Source organism: Shewanella sp. Choline-02u-19, from assembly GCF_002836205.1.
Classification (GTDB): Bacteria; Pseudomonadota; Gammaproteobacteria; order Enterobacterales; family Shewanellaceae; genus Shewanella.
Window position 1 is genome coordinate 1 of the sequence record NZ_PJBE01000010.1, and the last position, 13,440, is coordinate 13,440.

Consider the following 13,440-nt stretch of genomic DNA (forward strand, 5'->3'; position numbering starts at 1 on the left):
CTGTGGCTGTGGCTGTGGCTGTGGCTGTGGCTGTGGCTGTGGCTGTGGCTGTGGCTGTGGCTGTCCAGATAAAACCAAACTGCTACACCAGTCAAGTCATTAATGCATCAGACATAAAAAAGGCCGAACATATTGTCCGGCCTTTTATAACTAAGACTTATTTACTCTGCAGTGTCTTCAACAGCTTCAGCTGCTTCAGGACGACCTACTAGTTCAATATACGCCATAGGCGCTTTATCACCAGTACGTAGACCGCACTTAAGAATACGAGTGTAACCACCAGGACGTTCCTGGAAGCGTGGACCCAATTCAGTAAATAATTTACCAACGACTTCAGCGTCGCGAGTACGTGCAAATGCCAAACGGCGGTTTGCAACACTATCACTCTTAGCAAGTGTTATCAGAGGTTCAACTACGCGACGCAGTTCTTTCGCTTTAGCTACAGTAGTTCGGATCACTTCGTGACGAACTATTGAGCATGCCATGTTGCGAAACATAGCTTTACGATGACTGCTGTTACGATTTAGTTGACGACCACTCTTACGATGGCGCATGACCTAATCCTTATTACCTATATCTGTACTAATCTGGACTTAAAGGTCGTCTACTAAACTAGCTGGAGGCCAGTTTTCGAGACGCATACCTAACGACAGTCCGCGAGATGCAAGAACATCCTTAATTTCGGTAAGAGATTTCTTACCCAAGTTAGGTGTTTTCAACAGCTCAACTTCAGTGCGTTGTACCAGATCGCCGATGTAATGAATCGCTTCAGCCTTCAAACAGTTGGCTGAACGTACAGTTAGCTCTAAATCGTCGACAGGACGCAACAATATCGGATCGAACTCCGGCTTCTCTTCGACTGGTGCAGCCTCAGTCACATCACGTAATTCAACAAACGCATCTAGCTGTTCAGCCAAAATTGTTGCAGAACGACGTATTGCTTCCTCGGGATCGATAGTACCGTTTGTGGTCATATCAATAACGAGTTTATCTAAGTCTGTACGCTGCTCAACACGTGCGGCTTCAACATTATAAGCAATGCGAGCTACAGGTGAGAACGAAGAATCAACCAACAAACGGCCGATAGGGCGATCATCGTCTTCAGTTTGTGCACGGGCAGAAGCCGGTACATAACCACGACCACGCTCTACGCGGATACGCATGCTGACGTCATTATTACCTGTCAAATGACAGATAACATGGTCAGGATTCATGATAGTAACATCACCATCATGCGTGATATCTGCTGCAGTAACAGGGCCTGCGCCTGACTTACTAAGCGTAAGCATAGCTTCGTCTTTCCCTTCGATAACAACTGCTAAACCTTTAAGGTTAAGCAATATCTCGAGGATATCTTCTTGCACGCCTTCCTTGCTACTGTATTCATGCAGTACACCATCGATCTCTACTTCGGTTACCGCGCAGCCTGGCATAGACGACAATAGGATACGACGCAACGCGTTACCTAAAGTGTGACCAAAACCACGCTCTAGCGGCTCCAGTGTAACTCTGGCACGTGTTGGATTAACCTGCTCGATATCAACGAGACGCGGTTTAAGAAATTCTGTAACAGAACCCTGCATTGTGTCCTCTCTTTTGTTTTAACTTTACTTAGAGTAAAGTTCGACGATCAGCTGTTCGTTAATTTCCGCAGACAAATCACTACGTTCAGGTAGACGCTTAAAAGCACCTTCCATCTTAGTGCTGTCAACTTCAACCCATGTTGGCTTTTCGCGTTGAGCCGACACTTCTAAAGCCGCTTTAATACGAGCTTGAGTACGTGACTTCTCGCGAACGCTCACTACATCATTCGCAGACACTTTGAATGATGGAATGTTAACGACGCTACCATTAACCATAATTGACTTATGGCTAATTAGCTGACGTGATTCAGCGCGTGTTGCACCAAAGCCCATACGATAAACTACGTTATCAAGACGGGTTTCTAAAAGAGTAAGTAGGTTTTCACCAGTGTTACCTTTAGTACGTGCAGCATCTTTGTAGTAGTTACGGAATTGCTTTTCTAGCACACCATAAATACGACGAACTTTTTGTTTCTCGCGTAGCTGTACGCCATACTCAGACAGACGGGTCTTACGAGCGCCGTGTTGTCCAGGTGCAGTTTCAAGCTTACACTTCGAATCAATTGCTCTCACACCGCTTTTTAGGAAAAGGTCAGTACCTTCTCTGCGGCTGAGCTTGAGCTTTGGACCCAAGTATCTTGCCATGTTCTTTCTCCAACGATCCTATTAAAAACGACGAATTAAACGCGACGTTTCTTAGGAGGACGACAACCATTATGAGGGATAGGCGTCACATCGGTAATGTTAGTAATTTTATAACCAACCGAATTTAGTGCACGAATCGCTGATTCGCGCCCTGGACCTGGACCCTTCACAAAAACTTCAAGGTTCTTAACACCGTAATCCTGAGCAGCAGTACCTGCACGCTCAGCAGCAACCTGTGCAGCAAATGGGGTAGATTTACGTGAACCACGGAAACCTGAACCACCAGAAGTTGCCCAAGATAGTGCGTTACCTTGACGATCTGTAATGGTAATAATAGTGTTGTTGAAAGACGCATGTATATGCGCCATACCATCAGCAACCTGTTTACGTACACGCTTACGCGGAGAACGTGACGGAACTTTAGCCATTGTGGATTACCCCGTTACTTTCTAATTGGTTTACGTGGACCTTTACGCGTACGCGCATTGGTCTTAGTACGTTGCCCACGAAGGGGAAGGCTACGACGATGGCGAAGGCCACGGTAACAACCAAGGTCCATAAGACGCTTGATGTTCATGGAAACTTCGCGACGTAAATCACCTTCTACAATGTAGTTGGCAACTTCTTCGCGTAGAGTATCTATTTGAGCTTCGCTCAATTCCTTGATCTTAGCATCTTCAGCAATTGAAGTAGCCGCGCAAATTGCTTGTGCGCGAGTACGGCCAATGCCGAAAATAGCAGTCAATGCAATGACTGCATGCTTTTGATCAGGAATGTTAATGCCAGCGATACGGGCCACTATGCACTCCTCAAGTTAAAGGTCATCTGTGAAAAGCCCGGTAGGATACTCGACAGACGACAATTTAGCAAATAATATTTTGACCAGCCCCGACTGGGCTGGTCAAATCTTTCTTTTAGCCTTGACGTTGTTTGTGTTTAGGTTCAACACAAATCACACGAACAACACCACTACGCTTTACGATCTTGCAGTTACGGCAGATCTTCTTCACGGAAGCTCGAACTTTCATTTCATCACTCCGAGATTGCTAAGTTAGCGACCAAAACGATCTAAATTCGCTTTGTTTACCAAATTAGCTTTCTTCATTACAGACTCATACTGATGAGACATCATATGGGTCTGAACTTGAGCCATGAAGTCCATGATTACGACTACCATAATAAGTAGCGAAGTACCGCCAAAATAGAACTGTACTTTCCACGCAATTAACATGAACTCCGGAATTAAGCAGATAAACGTAATGTACAACGCACCGGCTAATGTCAGGCGGGTCATTACTTTATCAATGTAACGCGAAGTCTGTTCTCCAGGACGAATCCCGGGAATAAACGCACCACTCTTCTTCAAGTTATCTGCTGTTTCGCGAGGGTTAAACACCAACGCAGTATAGAAGAAACAGAAAAAGATAATCGCTGTTGCATATAACAATGAGTACAACGGTTGTCCCGGTGACACAGCAAGTGAAAAATCACTTAACCATGACAAGGACTCATTTTGTCCAAACCACTGAGCCAGTGTGCCTGGAAACAAAATTATGCTGGACGCAAAAATAGGTGGTATAACACCAGCCATATTTATCTTCAGCGGTAAATGAGTGCTTTGCGCTGCAAAAACCTTTCGGCCTTGTTGACGCTTAGCATAGTTAACAACAATACGTCGTTGTCCACGCTCTACAAATACCACAAAATATGTGACAGCAAAAACAATTACTGCCAGCAACAACAATACTAGTACACTTATGTCGCCTTGACGCGCCTGCTCAGCCGTTTGACCGATAGCAGATGGTAGACCTGCAACAATACCTGCGAAAATTAATATCGAGATACCATTACCAATGCCTCTTTCGGTAATTTGCTCACCTAACCACATAAGGAACATTGTTCCAGTGACTAAACTCACAACCGCTACAAAGTAAAATCCGAATCCTAGGTTTACTACTAAACCTGGAACTAAGTTCGGAAGACCTGTTGCGATACCGATTGCCTGGAACGTACCCAGGACCAATGTGCCGTATCTAGTGTATTGACTAATCTTCTTTCGCCCTGACTCGCCTTCCTTTTTCAATTCAGCGAGAGCAGGATGAACGACTGTCAATAACTGCATAATGATCGATGCCGAAATATACGGCATGATACCTAATGCAAAAATAGAGGCACGTTCAAGGGCGCCACCAGAGAACATGTTAAACATGCCTAAGATGGTACCCTTTTGCTGATTAAACAGCTCTGCTAGTACAGCAGCGTCAATACCAGGAATTGGTACAAACGAACCGGCTCTAAAGACGATAATTGCACCAATCACGAACAGCAGGCGGGTTTTCAATTCAGATAAACCGCCCTTCGCGCTTTTTAAATCAAGTCCTGGTTTTGCCATCGACGTATTATTCCTCGATCTTGCCACCGGCAGCTTCAATAGCTGCACGTGCACCTTTGGTTGCCTTTAGACCTTTAACGGTCACAGGGCGCTCAATGGTACCTGAAAGAACGATTTTAGCAAACTGTATGTTGCGAGTAACTAGATTCGCATCTTTCAGCGCATTTAGGTCGATAACATCACCGTTAACTTTAGCTAGTTCGCTAATGCGAACTTCTGCTGATACCAACGCACGACGCGAGGTAAAACCAAACTTAGGTAGACGAATCTTAAGTGGCATTTGACCACCCTCGAAACCGACGCGAACGCCGCCGCCTGAACGAGACTTCTGTCCCTTGTGACCGCGGCCACAAGTTTTACCAGTCCCAGAACCGATACCGCGACCTACACGCTTAGCTGCTGATTTAGCACCTGCAGCAGGTGATAGAGTATTTAGACGCATCTTATACTTCCTCCACCGAAACCATGTAGTAAACCTTGTTAATCATACCGCGAACTGAAGGAGTATCTTCAACTTCGACTGTATGATTAATGCGGCGTAAACCTAGACCAGTCAAAGTTGCACGATGCTTAGGCAAACGTCCAATTGAACTTTTAGTCTGAGTTACTTTAAGTGTTTTAGTAGCCATGGTGCTTAACCTCGAATTTCTTTAACATTCAGGCCACGCTTAGCTGCAATTTGTGATGGTGACTTCATGTGCACCAACGCATCTACAGTTGCGCGAACGATGTTAATCGGGTTAGTAGAACCGTATGCTTTTGACAGAACGTTATGAACGCCTGCTACTTCCAATACGGCACGCATTGCGCCACCGGCAATAATACCGGTACCGTCAGAGGCTGGTTGCATGTAAACACGCGATCCAGTATGACGACCCTTTACAGGGTGGTGTAAAGTACCGTTGTTCAATTCAACGTTCACAATGTTACGGCGAGCCTTTTCCATTGCTTTCTGAATTGCTGCTGGTACTTCACGCGCTTTACCATAGCCAAAACCGACTTTACCGTTACCATCACCGACTACAGTTAGTGCAGTGAAGCTAAAGATACGTCCGCCTTTAACTACTTTAGAAACACGATTAACTGCAACTAACTTCTCTTGCAGATCGTCTTTTTGTTGAGCTTCAAATTTAGCCATTTTTCATCATTCCTTAGAACTTGAGGCCAGCTTCACGAGCGGCGTCTGCTAATGCAGCAACGCGTCCGTGATACTTGAAGCCGGAACGATCGAATGCAACTACAGCTACGCCTTTTTCGATAGCGCGCTCAGCAACGATTTTACCCACTACTTTAGCTGCATCAACGTTACCAGTGTACTTTAGCTGCTCTGATACTGCTTTCTCAGCAGTAGAAGCTGCCGCCAACACTACGTTTACAGGACTAATGACCTGAGCGTAAGTATGACGTGGTGTACGATGTACAACCAGACGATTAACGCCCAGCTCTTGGATCTTCTTACGGGCGCGTAGTGCGCGGCGTAAGCGAGATGTTTTCTTATCCATATCGCGTTACCTACTTCTTCTTAGCCTCTTTACGGCGTACTTGTTCATCAGCGTAGCGAACACCTTTACCTTTATAAGGCTCTGGTGGACGATGGCTGCGAATCTCAGCAGCTACCTGACCAATTAACTGCTTATCAGTACCTTTCAGTACGATTTCAGTTTGGCTAGGACACTCTGCTGTTACGCCGTCAGGAAGTTCGTGGACCAGTGGGTGAGAAAAACCTAAAGTTAAATCAATACCTTTACCAGCGATTTTCGCACGGTAACCGACACCAATTAACTGTAGTTTCTTTTCAAAGCCTACTGTTACACCAACAACCATATTGTTGATTAAAGCTCGAGCTGTACCCGCTTGAGCGGCAGTTTTCACGCCTTCAATTGGGCTACACTTAATTTCATTGTCTTCAATAACAATAGAAACGTCAGTGTTTATAACTCGAGTCAAACTACCTTTAGTACCTTTTACGGTGATAGTTTGTTCGTTTAAAGTCACTTCTACGCCGGCAGGAATAGCGACTGGTGCTTTTGCGACACGAGACATTGCTAGCTCCTTATGCTACGTAGCAGATAACTTCCCCGCCCATGCCATTTTGGCGGGCAGTACGATCAGTCATCAAACCTTTAGAAGTGGACACGATAGCGACACCCAGTCCGCCCATAACCTTTGGAAGTTCGTTTTTACTTTTGTAAATACGAAGTCCCGGACGGCTAACGCGCTGGATAGTCTCTACGACTGGCTGACCTTGAAAGTACTTTAAAGTAATTTCCAATTCAGGCTTGGCTTCATCTGCTACGGCGTAGTCAGTGATATAACCTTCTTCTTTAAGCATTTTCGCAATAGCGATTTTTAGCTTAGCAGAAGGCATCTTCACAGATACGTGTTTAGCAGCTTGGCCGTTACGAATACGTGTTAACATATCCGCAATAGGATCTTGCATGCTCATATTAGCTTACTCCGTGACAAGTGCTTACCAGCTGGCTTTACGTAGGCCAGGAACTTCACCGCGCATAGTTGCTTCACGTAATTTAATACGGCTAAGGCCGAATTTACGTAGGAAACCATGTGGGCGACCAGTTTGACTACAGCGATTGCGCTGACGCGCTGCGCTAGAGTCACGTGGAAGAGCTTGTAACTTAAGTACGGCATCCCAACGATCTTCATCAGAAGTTGTTGAGCTGCTAATGATAGCTTTAAGAGCTAGACGCTTTTCAGCGAACTTAGCTACGAGCTTGGCACGTTTTACTTCACGTGCTTTCATTGAACTTTTTGCCATTACGCTACCCTTATTTCTTGAATGGGAAGTTAAAGCCTTCGAGCAAAGCTCGGCCTTCTTCATCATTCTTCGCAGAAGTAGTGATTACAATATCCATACCGCGGATCTTATCGATTTTATCGTATTCGATCTCTGGAAAGATTATTTGTTCACGCACGCCCATCGCATAGTTACCGCGACCGTCGAATGATTTAACACTCATACCACGGAAATCACGGATACGCGGGATTGCGATATCTACTAAACGCTCTAAGAATTCCCACATACGCTCACCGCGCAGTGTAACCTTACAGCCTATTGGGTAGCCTTCACGGATTTTAAAACCAGCAACTGACTTACGAGCTACAGTCACTACTGGCTTCTGACCAGCGATAGCAGTCATGTCACGGAGCGCATGCTCCATAACTTTCTTATCTGCTACTGCTTCGCCAACACCCATATTAAGGGTGATCTTTTCAATCCGAGGGACTTGCATGACACTGCTAAAACCAAACTTTGTTACAAGCTCAGGACTAACAGTCTCTTTATATTTATCATGCAGTTTCGCCATCGTTTACTCCAATTACTTTACGAGTTCACTGTTCGACTTAAAGAAACGGACTTTTTTGCCGTCTTCAAATCGGAAACCAACGCGATCAGCTTTGCCAGTGGCAGAGTTGAAAATCGCTACGTTTGATGCTTGTATCGGTGCTTCTTGCTCAACAATACCGCCAGCTACGCCCAATTGTGGGTTTGGCTTTTGGTGTTTCTTGACAAGGTTAAGACCTTCTACAATTAATTTACCAGTAGTAAGAACTTGAGAAACATTACCGCGTTTCCCCTGGTCTTTACCAGCTAGTACAATTACTTCGTCTTGACGACGTATTTTTGCTGCCATTTTGAAGCTCCTTACAGTACTTCTGGTGCCAGCGAGACAATTTTCATAAATTGCTCTGTACGCAATTCACGTGTCACTGGTCCAAAGATACGAGTACCAATCGGTGCAAGGTTTGCATTAAGCAAAACCGCTGCGTTCCGATCGAAGCGAATGACAGAACCGTCTGGACGACGTACGCCTTTCTTAGTACGGACTACCACCGCGTTATATACATCACCTTTCTTCGCTTTACCGCGAGGAATAGCTTCCTTTACAGAAACCTTGATGACGTCGCCGATTCCGGCATAACGACGATGAGAGCCACCCAAGACCTTAATACACTGAACTCTACGAGCGCCACTGTTACAGGCGACTTCTAGAGTCGATTGCATTTGGATCATTTTAAGTGCTCCGCTATCGTTACTTCACATTCCCACAAAGGGGGTACATTTTCTGTCCAAATTTAGACTTTAATTTAGTCAAATTTGGCGCGCAAGTGTAACACCCAAAAATAGGAATAGATAGTACTAAAAATACAAACGGCTCCAAGCAATGGAGCCGTTTACCTAAACGCCTAATAATATTAGGCTTTTGTTACTACTTCAACCAGAGTCCAAGACTTAGTCTTAGAAAGCGGGCGACATTCGCGAATAGTCACGACATCACCAGCATTACACTGATTCTGCTCATCATGAGCATGGATCTTAGTAGTACGCTTAAGGAACTTACCGTATAACGGATGTTTAACCTTACGCTCAATAGCTACAGTGATAGACTTGTCCATCTTGTTGCTAAGTACTCGACCCTGTAAAGTACGGATATTATCAGTCATTACACACCCGCCTTAGAAGTAATAATGGTCTTAACGCGCGCAATGTTACGACGCACGATTTTAAGCTGTTGAGTTTGAGTCAACTGACCAGTGGCGTGTTGCATACGCAGATTAAACTGCTCACGCAGCAGACCAAGCAGTTCAGCGTTCAATTCTTCAACGCTCTTTTCTGTTAGTTCGCTCGCTTTCATTACATCACCGTCTTAGTTACGAAGGTAGTCTTAAGAGGCAACTTGGAAGCAGCAAGAGCGAAAGCTTCACGAGCCAACTCTTCTGGTACACCATTCATCTCATAAAGAACCTTACCTGGTTGAATTTGGGCTACCCAATATTCAACGTTACCCTTACCTTTACCCATACGCACTTCAAGAGGCTTAGAGGTAATTGGCTTATCAGGGAAAACGCGGATCCAGATTTGACCTTGACGTTTAATATGACGTGTCATAGCACGACGCGCAGCTTCAATTTGACGAGCAGTTAGACGACCACGTCCAACAGCTTTCAAACCGAATTCACCGAAGCTTACTTCAGTGCCGTTCGCAAGACCGCGGTTACGGCCCTTGAACATTTTGCGGAACTTTGTTCTTTTTGGTTGCAGCATTGCCAGCTCTCCTATTTACCGCGAGGCTTGCGCTTCGGCTGCTGTTTCGGCTCTTCATGCTGAGGAACGATACCGTCTAGAACTTCACCTTTGAAGACCCAAACTTTAACGCCAATCACACCGTATTGAGTGTGACTCTCAGAAGTAGAATAGTCGATATCAGCACGAAGAGTATGCAAAGGTACACGACCCTCACGATACCATTCCGAGCGCGCAATTTCAGCGCCGCCTAGACGGCCGCTAACTTGTACCTTGATACCTTTCGCGCCAAGACGCATTGCGTTTTGAACTGCGCGCTTCATAGCACGACGGAACATAACACGACGCTCTAACTGCGAAGCGATGCCATCGGCAACAAGCTTAGCATCTAGCTCAGGCTTACGGATCTCAGCGATGTTAATTTGAGCTGGAATACCAGTCAATTTAGCAACTGCATTGCGTAGCTTTTCTACGTCTTCGCCTTTCTTACCAATCACAACACCTGGACGGGCTGTGTGGATAGTAACACGAACACTTTTAGCTGGACGCTCGATAACAATTTTAGAAACTGATGCTTGCTTAAGTTTCTTTTCAAGAAACTTACGCACTTCCCAGTCACTATTCAAGTTATTGGCATAGTCTGACTTGTCAGCGTACCATGTCGAGATCCAAGGCTTAGTGATACCCAGACGGATACCATTAGGATGTACTTTCTGTCCCATTGCTAACTCCTAGCGATCTGATACAACCACAGTAATGTGGCTGGTACGCTTGATTATGCGATCAGCACGGCCTTTGGCACGTGGCATGATACGCTTCATAGTTGGACCTTCATCGATCATAATCTTTCCAACTCTTAATTCGTCAATGTCAGCACCTTCATTGTGCTCAGCATTGGCGATAGCAGAGTCCAGTACTTTTTTAACAAGTACGGCAGCTTTCTTAGGGCTGAAAGTTAGAATTTCGAGAGCCTTAGCAACAGGCAGTCCACGGATTTGATCTGCAACCAAACGACACTTTTGAGGCGACGTACGGGCAAAACGATGTATAGCTAAAACTTCCATCTTATTCCTCCCGTATTAACGCTTCTTCGCTTTCTTATCTGCAGCATGGCCGCGATAAGTGCGTGTTGGTGAAAACTCACCAAGCTTGTGGCCGATCATTTCGTCAGTTACGAACACAGGTACGTGCTGACGACCATTATGGACAGCGATGGTCAACCCAATCATATTAGGGATGATCATAGAGCGGCGAGACCAAGTCTTAATAGGCTTCTTGTCTCCAGCTTCCATCGCTTTCTCTACCTTCTTCAGCAAGTGTAGGTCAATGAATGGACCTTTCTTGAGAGAACGTGGCATGGCGAATCCTCTTACTTTTTATTGCGACGACGTACAATGTACTTGTCGGTGCGTTTGTTACTACGAGTCTTATAACCCTTAGTAGGCATACCCCAAGGTGAAACAGGGTGACGGCCACCAGATGTACGGCCTTCACCACCACCATGTGGGTGATCAACTGGGTTCATTGCAACACCACGAACTGTCGGGCGTACGCCTCTCCAGCGTTTAGCACCTGCTTTACCTAACTGGCGTAGCATATGCTCGGCGTTACCAACTTCACCCAATGTCGCGCGGCAATCAACCGGCACTTTACGCATTTCGCCAGAGCGAAGACGTAGAGTGGCGTATGCGCCATCACGAGCAATAACTTGTACATAAGCACCAGCAGAACGAGCGATTTGAGCACCTTTACCAGGCTTCATTTCGACTGCGTGCACTACGCTACCCACAGGGATATTACGTAGAGGCAATGCGTTACCGCTCTTGATCTCTGCATCGATACCAGACTGGATTGCATCTCCAGCTTTCATGCCTTTAGCGGCAATGATGTAACGACGCTCACCGTCAGCGTAAAGTACCAAAGCGATGTTAGCTGTACGGTTTGGATCATATTCCAAACGTTCAACCTTCGCAGGGATACTGTCTTTATTACGCTTAAAGTCGATTAGACGATAATGTTGCTTATGACCACCACCAATGTGGCGGACAGTGATACGACCAGTATTGTTACGGCCACCACTTTTTGATTTCTTCGCCAACAGGCCTGCAAAAGGTTTACCTTTATGCAGATCGTTGTTCACCACTTTAACTAGATGGCGACGACCTGGAGAGGTTGGCTTACACTTAATAACTGCCACGATAATTCTCCTTTGCTTATTCAGCGCCGCCGACGAAATCGATGTCAGCACCTTCAGCTAGAGTAACATAGGCTTTTTTCCAATCGCTACGACGGCCTGTACGGGCACCGTGACGCTTAGTTTTACCTTTGTTAACCAAAGTGCGAACTGAATCGACTTCAACTTCGAATAGCTGTGCTACTGCAGCTTTAACTTCAGCTTTAGTTGCATCGATAGCTACACGGAAAACAACTGTATTGGTTTTCTCAGCGTTCACAGTGCTCTTTTCAGAAACATGTGGAGCAAGAATAACTTTTAACAAACGTTCTTCGCTTATCATCCCAGCATCTCCTCGATTTGCTTAATAGCTTCAGCAGTTACGAGTACTTTGTTGAATGCGATAAGGCTAACTGGATCAATACCAGCAACATCACGAACATCAACTTTGTACAAGTTACGAGCAGCTAAGAACAAGTTCTCGTCAACTTCTGGAGTAACAATCAACACGTCTTCAAGTTGCATTTCAGCAAGTTTAGCTTTCAGCTCTTTAGTTTTAGGAGCATCAACACTAAACGACTCAACAACGATAAGACGGTCTTGACGTACCAATTCAGAGAATATGCTTTTCAGCGCTCCGCGGTACATCTTCTTGTTAACTTTTTGGCTGTGATCTTGTGCTTTAGCAGCGAATGTTACGCCACCGCCACGCCAGATTGGGCCTTTAACAGTACCGGCACGTGCGCGGCCAGTACCTTTTTGGCGCCATGGCTTTTTGCCAGAGCCAACTACTTCTGCACGAGTCTTTTGAGCACGAGTGCCCTGACGTGCGTTTGCAGCGTAAGCTACAACTACCTGATGAACCAGTGCTTCGTTAAAGTCACGGCCGAAGGTAGTTTCGGAAACTTCAAGAGCACTCTGTGCGTCTTTCAATACCAATTCCATTACTATCTCCTCAGACCTTAAGCTTTAACAGCTGGTTTGATGATCAGGTCGCCATTAGTAGCGCCTGGAACTGCACCCTTAACCAGTAGCAAGTTACGTTCAGCATCTACACGTATAACGTCTAGATTCTGCGTAGTAACACGCTCTGCACCCATGTGGCCTGACATTTTCTTACCTTTGAAAACGCGACCAGGTGTCTGGTTTTGACCAATAGAACCGTTAGATCTATGAGCCAAAGAGTTACCATGAGTCATATCTTGGGCATGGAAGTTCCAACGCTTAATACCGCCTTGGAAGCCTTTACCTTTTGATTGACCAGTTACATCTACTTTCGCAATTTCAGCGAAAATATCTACATTAAGCTCAGCACCAACTTCGATACCTTCACCTTCACCATCTGCCAAACGCATTTCCCATAAACCACGACCGGCTTCAACGCCTGCCTTAGCAAAGTGACCTGCTTCTGGTTTAGTGATGCGATTAGCTTTTTTAGTACCAGTAGTTACTTGAAGTGCGCGGTAACCGTCTGTATCCAAAGTTCTCACTTGGGTTACACGGTTAGCAGCAATTTCAATTACTGTTACAGGTACCGACGCGCCATCTTCATTGAAGATACGTGTCATACCTACTTTACGACCGATAAGACCGATAGCCATCT

Annotated in this window: 27 protein-coding genes; all 27 read right to left on the reverse strand. The window is 45.5% G+C overall.

The window, feature by feature from the left end; genetic code table 11:
• Positions 1-161: 161 nt before the first annotated feature.
• The 27 genes from rplQ to rplC all read right to left on the reverse strand — a co-directional run bounded on the left by rplQ (position 162) and on the right by rplC (position 13,438).
• The gene (gene rplQ / locus CXF83_RS00095) at positions 162-554 is read right to left on the reverse strand and encodes a 50S ribosomal protein L17 (protein WP_101089005.1); all 393 of its coding nucleotides are present in this window, start codon (positions 552-554) and stop codon (positions 162-164) included.
• A gap of 39 nt (positions 555-593) precedes the next feature.
• Positions 594-1,583 carry a DNA-directed RNA polymerase subunit alpha gene (locus tag CXF83_RS00100; protein WP_101089004.1) on the reverse strand — a complete coding sequence of 330 codons (990 nt, stop codon included), beginning with the start codon at positions 1,581-1,583 and terminating at the stop codon, positions 594-596.
• A gap of 24 nt (positions 1,584-1,607) precedes the next feature.
• Positions 1,608-2,228, reverse strand: coding sequence for a 30S ribosomal protein S4 (gene rpsD, locus CXF83_RS00105; RefSeq protein WP_101089003.1), 621 nt, complete (start codon positions 2,226-2,228; stop codon positions 1,608-1,610).
• A 35-nt stretch (positions 2,229-2,263) separates the two neighbouring features.
• Positions 2,264-2,656 carry a 30S ribosomal protein S11 gene (gene rpsK / locus CXF83_RS00110; protein ID WP_012153476.1) on the reverse strand — a complete coding sequence of 131 codons (393 nt, stop codon included), beginning with the start codon at positions 2,654-2,656 and terminating at the stop codon, positions 2,264-2,266.
• A 14-nt stretch (positions 2,657-2,670) separates the two neighbouring features.
• Positions 2,671-3,027, reverse strand: a complete 357-nt coding sequence (gene rpsM / locus CXF83_RS00115) for a 30S ribosomal protein S13 (protein WP_101089002.1) — start codon at positions 3,025-3,027, stop codon at positions 2,671-2,673.
• A gap of 115 nt (positions 3,028-3,142) precedes the next feature.
• The gene (gene rpmJ / locus CXF83_RS00120) at positions 3,143-3,256 is read right to left on the reverse strand and encodes a 50S ribosomal protein L36 (protein WP_006083579.1); all 114 of its coding nucleotides are present in this window, start codon (positions 3,254-3,256) and stop codon (positions 3,143-3,145) included.
• 23 nt (positions 3,257-3,279) lie between these two features.
• Positions 3,280-4,620 (reverse strand): preprotein translocase subunit SecY, encoded by a 1,341-nt coding sequence (gene secY, locus CXF83_RS00125; protein WP_101089001.1) that lies wholly within the window; start codon positions 4,618-4,620, stop codon positions 3,280-3,282.
• Positions 4,621-4,627: 7 nt separating this feature from the next.
• Positions 4,628-5,062, reverse strand: coding sequence for a 50S ribosomal protein L15 (gene rplO / locus CXF83_RS00130; protein WP_101089000.1), 435 nt, complete (start codon positions 5,060-5,062; stop codon positions 4,628-4,630).
• 1 nt (position 5,063) lies between these two features.
• A complete protein-coding gene (gene rpmD, locus CXF83_RS00135) occupies positions 5,064-5,249 on the reverse strand; it encodes a 50S ribosomal protein L30 (protein ID WP_041410757.1) in 186 nt (61 codons plus the stop codon).
• Between the two features lie 5 nt (positions 5,250-5,254).
• Positions 5,255-5,758, reverse strand: a complete 504-nt coding sequence (rpsE, locus tag CXF83_RS00140; protein ID WP_101088999.1) for a 30S ribosomal protein S5 — start codon at positions 5,756-5,758, stop codon at positions 5,255-5,257.
• Between the two features lie 13 nt (positions 5,759-5,771).
• Complete coding sequence (rplR, locus tag CXF83_RS00145; RefSeq protein WP_101088998.1) at positions 5,772-6,122, reverse strand: 50S ribosomal protein L18; 351 nt, start codon at positions 6,120-6,122, stop codon at positions 5,772-5,774.
• Between the two features lie 10 nt (positions 6,123-6,132).
• Positions 6,133-6,663: a 50S ribosomal protein L6 gene (gene rplF, locus CXF83_RS00150; protein WP_101088997.1), complete on the reverse strand. Its 531-nt coding sequence runs from the start codon at positions 6,661-6,663 to the stop codon at positions 6,133-6,135.
• Positions 6,664-6,673: 10 nt separating this feature from the next.
• Entirely contained in the window at positions 6,674-7,066 is a 393-nt protein-coding gene (gene rpsH / locus CXF83_RS00155; protein ID WP_101088996.1) for a 30S ribosomal protein S8, read from the reverse strand.
• Positions 7,067-7,090: 24 nt separating this feature from the next.
• Positions 7,091-7,396: a 30S ribosomal protein S14 gene (gene rpsN, locus CXF83_RS00160; protein WP_101088995.1), complete on the reverse strand. Its 306-nt coding sequence runs from the start codon at positions 7,394-7,396 to the stop codon at positions 7,091-7,093.
• 10 nt (positions 7,397-7,406) lie between these two features.
• Positions 7,407-7,946 (reverse strand): 50S ribosomal protein L5, encoded by a 540-nt coding sequence (gene rplE / locus CXF83_RS00165; RefSeq protein WP_101088994.1) that lies wholly within the window; start codon positions 7,944-7,946, stop codon positions 7,407-7,409.
• A 12-nt stretch (positions 7,947-7,958) separates the two neighbouring features.
• Entirely contained in the window at positions 7,959-8,273 is a 315-nt protein-coding gene (rplX, locus tag CXF83_RS00170) for a 50S ribosomal protein L24 (RefSeq protein ID WP_101088993.1), read from the reverse strand.
• A gap of 11 nt (positions 8,274-8,284) precedes the next feature.
• Positions 8,285-8,653 (reverse strand): 50S ribosomal protein L14, encoded by a 369-nt coding sequence (rplN, locus tag CXF83_RS00175; protein WP_011863976.1) that lies wholly within the window; start codon positions 8,651-8,653, stop codon positions 8,285-8,287.
• A gap of 182 nt (positions 8,654-8,835) precedes the next feature.
• On the reverse strand, positions 8,836-9,084 hold the full coding sequence (gene rpsQ / locus CXF83_RS00180; RefSeq protein WP_101088992.1) for a 30S ribosomal protein S17: 249 nt from the start codon (positions 9,082-9,084) through the stop codon (positions 8,836-8,838).
• Positions 9,084-9,275: a 50S ribosomal protein L29 gene (rpmC, locus tag CXF83_RS00185; protein ID WP_101088991.1), complete on the reverse strand. Its 192-nt coding sequence runs from the start codon at positions 9,273-9,275 to the stop codon at positions 9,084-9,086. Before rpmC ends, rpsQ begins: the two co-directional genes overlap by 1 nt.
• Positions 9,275-9,685: a 50S ribosomal protein L16 gene (rplP, locus tag CXF83_RS00190; protein WP_101088990.1), complete on the reverse strand. Its 411-nt coding sequence runs from the start codon at positions 9,683-9,685 to the stop codon at positions 9,275-9,277. The genes rpmC and rplP overlap by 1 nt, the downstream gene beginning before the upstream one ends.
• An 11-nt stretch (positions 9,686-9,696) precedes the next feature.
• Positions 9,697-10,386: a 30S ribosomal protein S3 gene (rpsC, locus tag CXF83_RS00195; protein WP_101088989.1), complete on the reverse strand. Its 690-nt coding sequence runs from the start codon at positions 10,384-10,386 to the stop codon at positions 9,697-9,699.
• Positions 10,387-10,395: 9 nt separating this feature from the next.
• Positions 10,396-10,728 (reverse strand): 50S ribosomal protein L22, encoded by a 333-nt coding sequence (gene rplV / locus CXF83_RS00200; RefSeq protein WP_101088988.1) that lies wholly within the window; start codon positions 10,726-10,728, stop codon positions 10,396-10,398.
• A 15-nt stretch (positions 10,729-10,743) separates the two neighbouring features.
• A complete protein-coding gene (gene rpsS, locus CXF83_RS00205) occupies positions 10,744-11,022 on the reverse strand; it encodes a 30S ribosomal protein S19 (protein WP_006083596.1) in 279 nt (92 codons plus the stop codon).
• Between the two features lie 11 nt (positions 11,023-11,033).
• Positions 11,034-11,861 (reverse strand): 50S ribosomal protein L2, encoded by an 828-nt coding sequence (gene rplB / locus CXF83_RS00210; RefSeq protein ID WP_101088987.1) that lies wholly within the window; start codon positions 11,859-11,861, stop codon positions 11,034-11,036.
• A 16-nt stretch (positions 11,862-11,877) separates the two neighbouring features.
• Complete coding sequence (rplW, locus tag CXF83_RS00215; RefSeq protein ID WP_101088986.1) at positions 11,878-12,180, reverse strand: 50S ribosomal protein L23; 303 nt, start codon at positions 12,178-12,180, stop codon at positions 11,878-11,880.
• The gene (gene rplD / locus CXF83_RS00220; protein WP_101088985.1) at positions 12,177-12,782 is read right to left on the reverse strand and encodes a 50S ribosomal protein L4; all 606 of its coding nucleotides are present in this window, start codon (positions 12,780-12,782) and stop codon (positions 12,177-12,179) included. Before rplD ends, rplW begins: the two co-directional genes overlap by 4 nt.
• Before the next feature lie 17 nt (positions 12,783-12,799).
• On the reverse strand, positions 12,800-13,438 hold the full coding sequence (rplC, locus tag CXF83_RS00225) for a 50S ribosomal protein L3 (protein WP_101088984.1): 639 nt from the start codon (positions 13,436-13,438) through the stop codon (positions 12,800-12,802).
• Positions 13,439-13,440: the final 2 nt, after the last annotated feature.

Bases quoted from the DNA above. Each gene is read 5' to 3' on its own strand.
- rplQ (WP_101089005.1), bottom strand. From the start codon at position 554: ATGCGCCATCGTAAGAGTGGTCGTCAACTAAATCGTAACAGCAGTCAT.
- CXF83_RS00100 (WP_101089004.1), bottom strand. From the start codon at position 1,583: ATGCAGGGTTCTGTTACAGAATTTCTTAAACCGCGTCTCGTTGATATC.
- rpsD (WP_101089003.1), bottom strand. From the start codon at position 2,228: ATGGCAAGATACTTGGGTCCAAAGCTCAAGCTCAGCCGCAGAGAAGGT.
- rpsK (WP_012153476.1), bottom strand. From the start codon at position 2,656: ATGGCTAAAGTTCCGTCACGTTCTCCGCGTAAGCGTGTACGTAAACAG.
- rpmJ (WP_006083579.1), bottom strand. From the start codon at position 3,256: ATGAAAGTTCGAGCTTCCGTGAAGAAGATCTGCCGTAACTGCAAGATC.
- secY (WP_101089001.1), bottom strand. From the start codon at position 4,620: ATGGCAAAACCAGGACTTGATTTAAAAAGCGCGAAGGGCGGTTTATCT.
- rplO (WP_101089000.1), bottom strand. From the start codon at position 5,062: ATGCGTCTAAATACTCTATCACCTGCTGCAGGTGCTAAATCAGCAGCT.
- rpmD (WP_041410757.1), bottom strand. From the start codon at position 5,249: ATGGCTACTAAAACACTTAAAGTAACTCAGACTAAAAGTTCAATTGGA.
- rpsE (WP_101088999.1), bottom strand. From the start codon at position 5,758: ATGGCTAAATTTGAAGCTCAACAAAAAGACGATCTGCAAGAGAAGTTA.
- rplR (WP_101088998.1), bottom strand. From the start codon at position 6,122: ATGGATAAGAAAACATCTCGCTTACGCCGCGCACTACGCGCCCGTAAG.
- rplF (WP_101088997.1), bottom strand. From the start codon at position 6,663: ATGTCTCGTGTCGCAAAAGCACCAGTCGCTATTCCTGCCGGCGTAGAA.
- rpsH (WP_101088996.1), bottom strand. From the start codon at position 7,066: ATGAGCATGCAAGATCCTATTGCGGATATGTTAACACGTATTCGTAAC.
- rpsN (WP_101088995.1), bottom strand. From the start codon at position 7,396: ATGGCAAAAAGTTCAATGAAAGCACGTGAAGTAAAACGTGCCAAGCTC.
- rplE (WP_101088994.1), bottom strand. From the start codon at position 7,946: ATGGCGAAACTGCATGATAAATATAAAGAGACTGTTAGTCCTGAGCTT.
- rplX (WP_101088993.1), bottom strand. From the start codon at position 8,273: ATGGCAGCAAAAATACGTCGTCAAGACGAAGTAATTGTACTAGCTGGT.
- rplN (WP_011863976.1), bottom strand. From the start codon at position 8,653: ATGATCCAAATGCAATCGACTCTAGAAGTCGCCTGTAACAGTGGCGCT.
- rpsQ (WP_101088992.1), bottom strand. From the start codon at position 9,084: ATGACTGATAATATCCGTACTTTACAGGGTCGAGTACTTAGCAACAAG.
- rpmC (WP_101088991.1), bottom strand. From the start codon at position 9,275: ATGAAAGCGAGCGAACTAACAGAAAAGAGCGTTGAAGAATTGAACGCT.
- rplP (WP_101088990.1), bottom strand. From the start codon at position 9,685: ATGCTGCAACCAAAAAGAACAAAGTTCCGCAAAATGTTCAAGGGCCGT.
- rpsC (WP_101088989.1), bottom strand. From the start codon at position 10,386: ATGGGACAGAAAGTACATCCTAATGGTATCCGTCTGGGTATCACTAAG.
- rplV (WP_101088988.1), bottom strand. From the start codon at position 10,728: ATGGAAGTTTTAGCTATACATCGTTTTGCCCGTACGTCGCCTCAAAAG.
- rpsS (WP_006083596.1), bottom strand. From the start codon at position 11,022: ATGCCACGTTCTCTCAAGAAAGGTCCATTCATTGACCTACACTTGCTG.
- rplW (WP_101088986.1), bottom strand. From the start codon at position 12,180: ATGATAAGCGAAGAACGTTTGTTAAAAGTTATTCTTGCTCCACATGTT.
- rplD (WP_101088985.1), bottom strand. From the start codon at position 12,782: ATGGAATTGGTATTGAAAGACGCACAGAGTGCTCTTGAAGTTTCCGAA.
- rplC (WP_101088984.1), bottom strand. From the start codon at position 13,438: ATGGCTATCGGTCTTATCGGTCGTAAAGTAGGTATGACACGTATCTTC.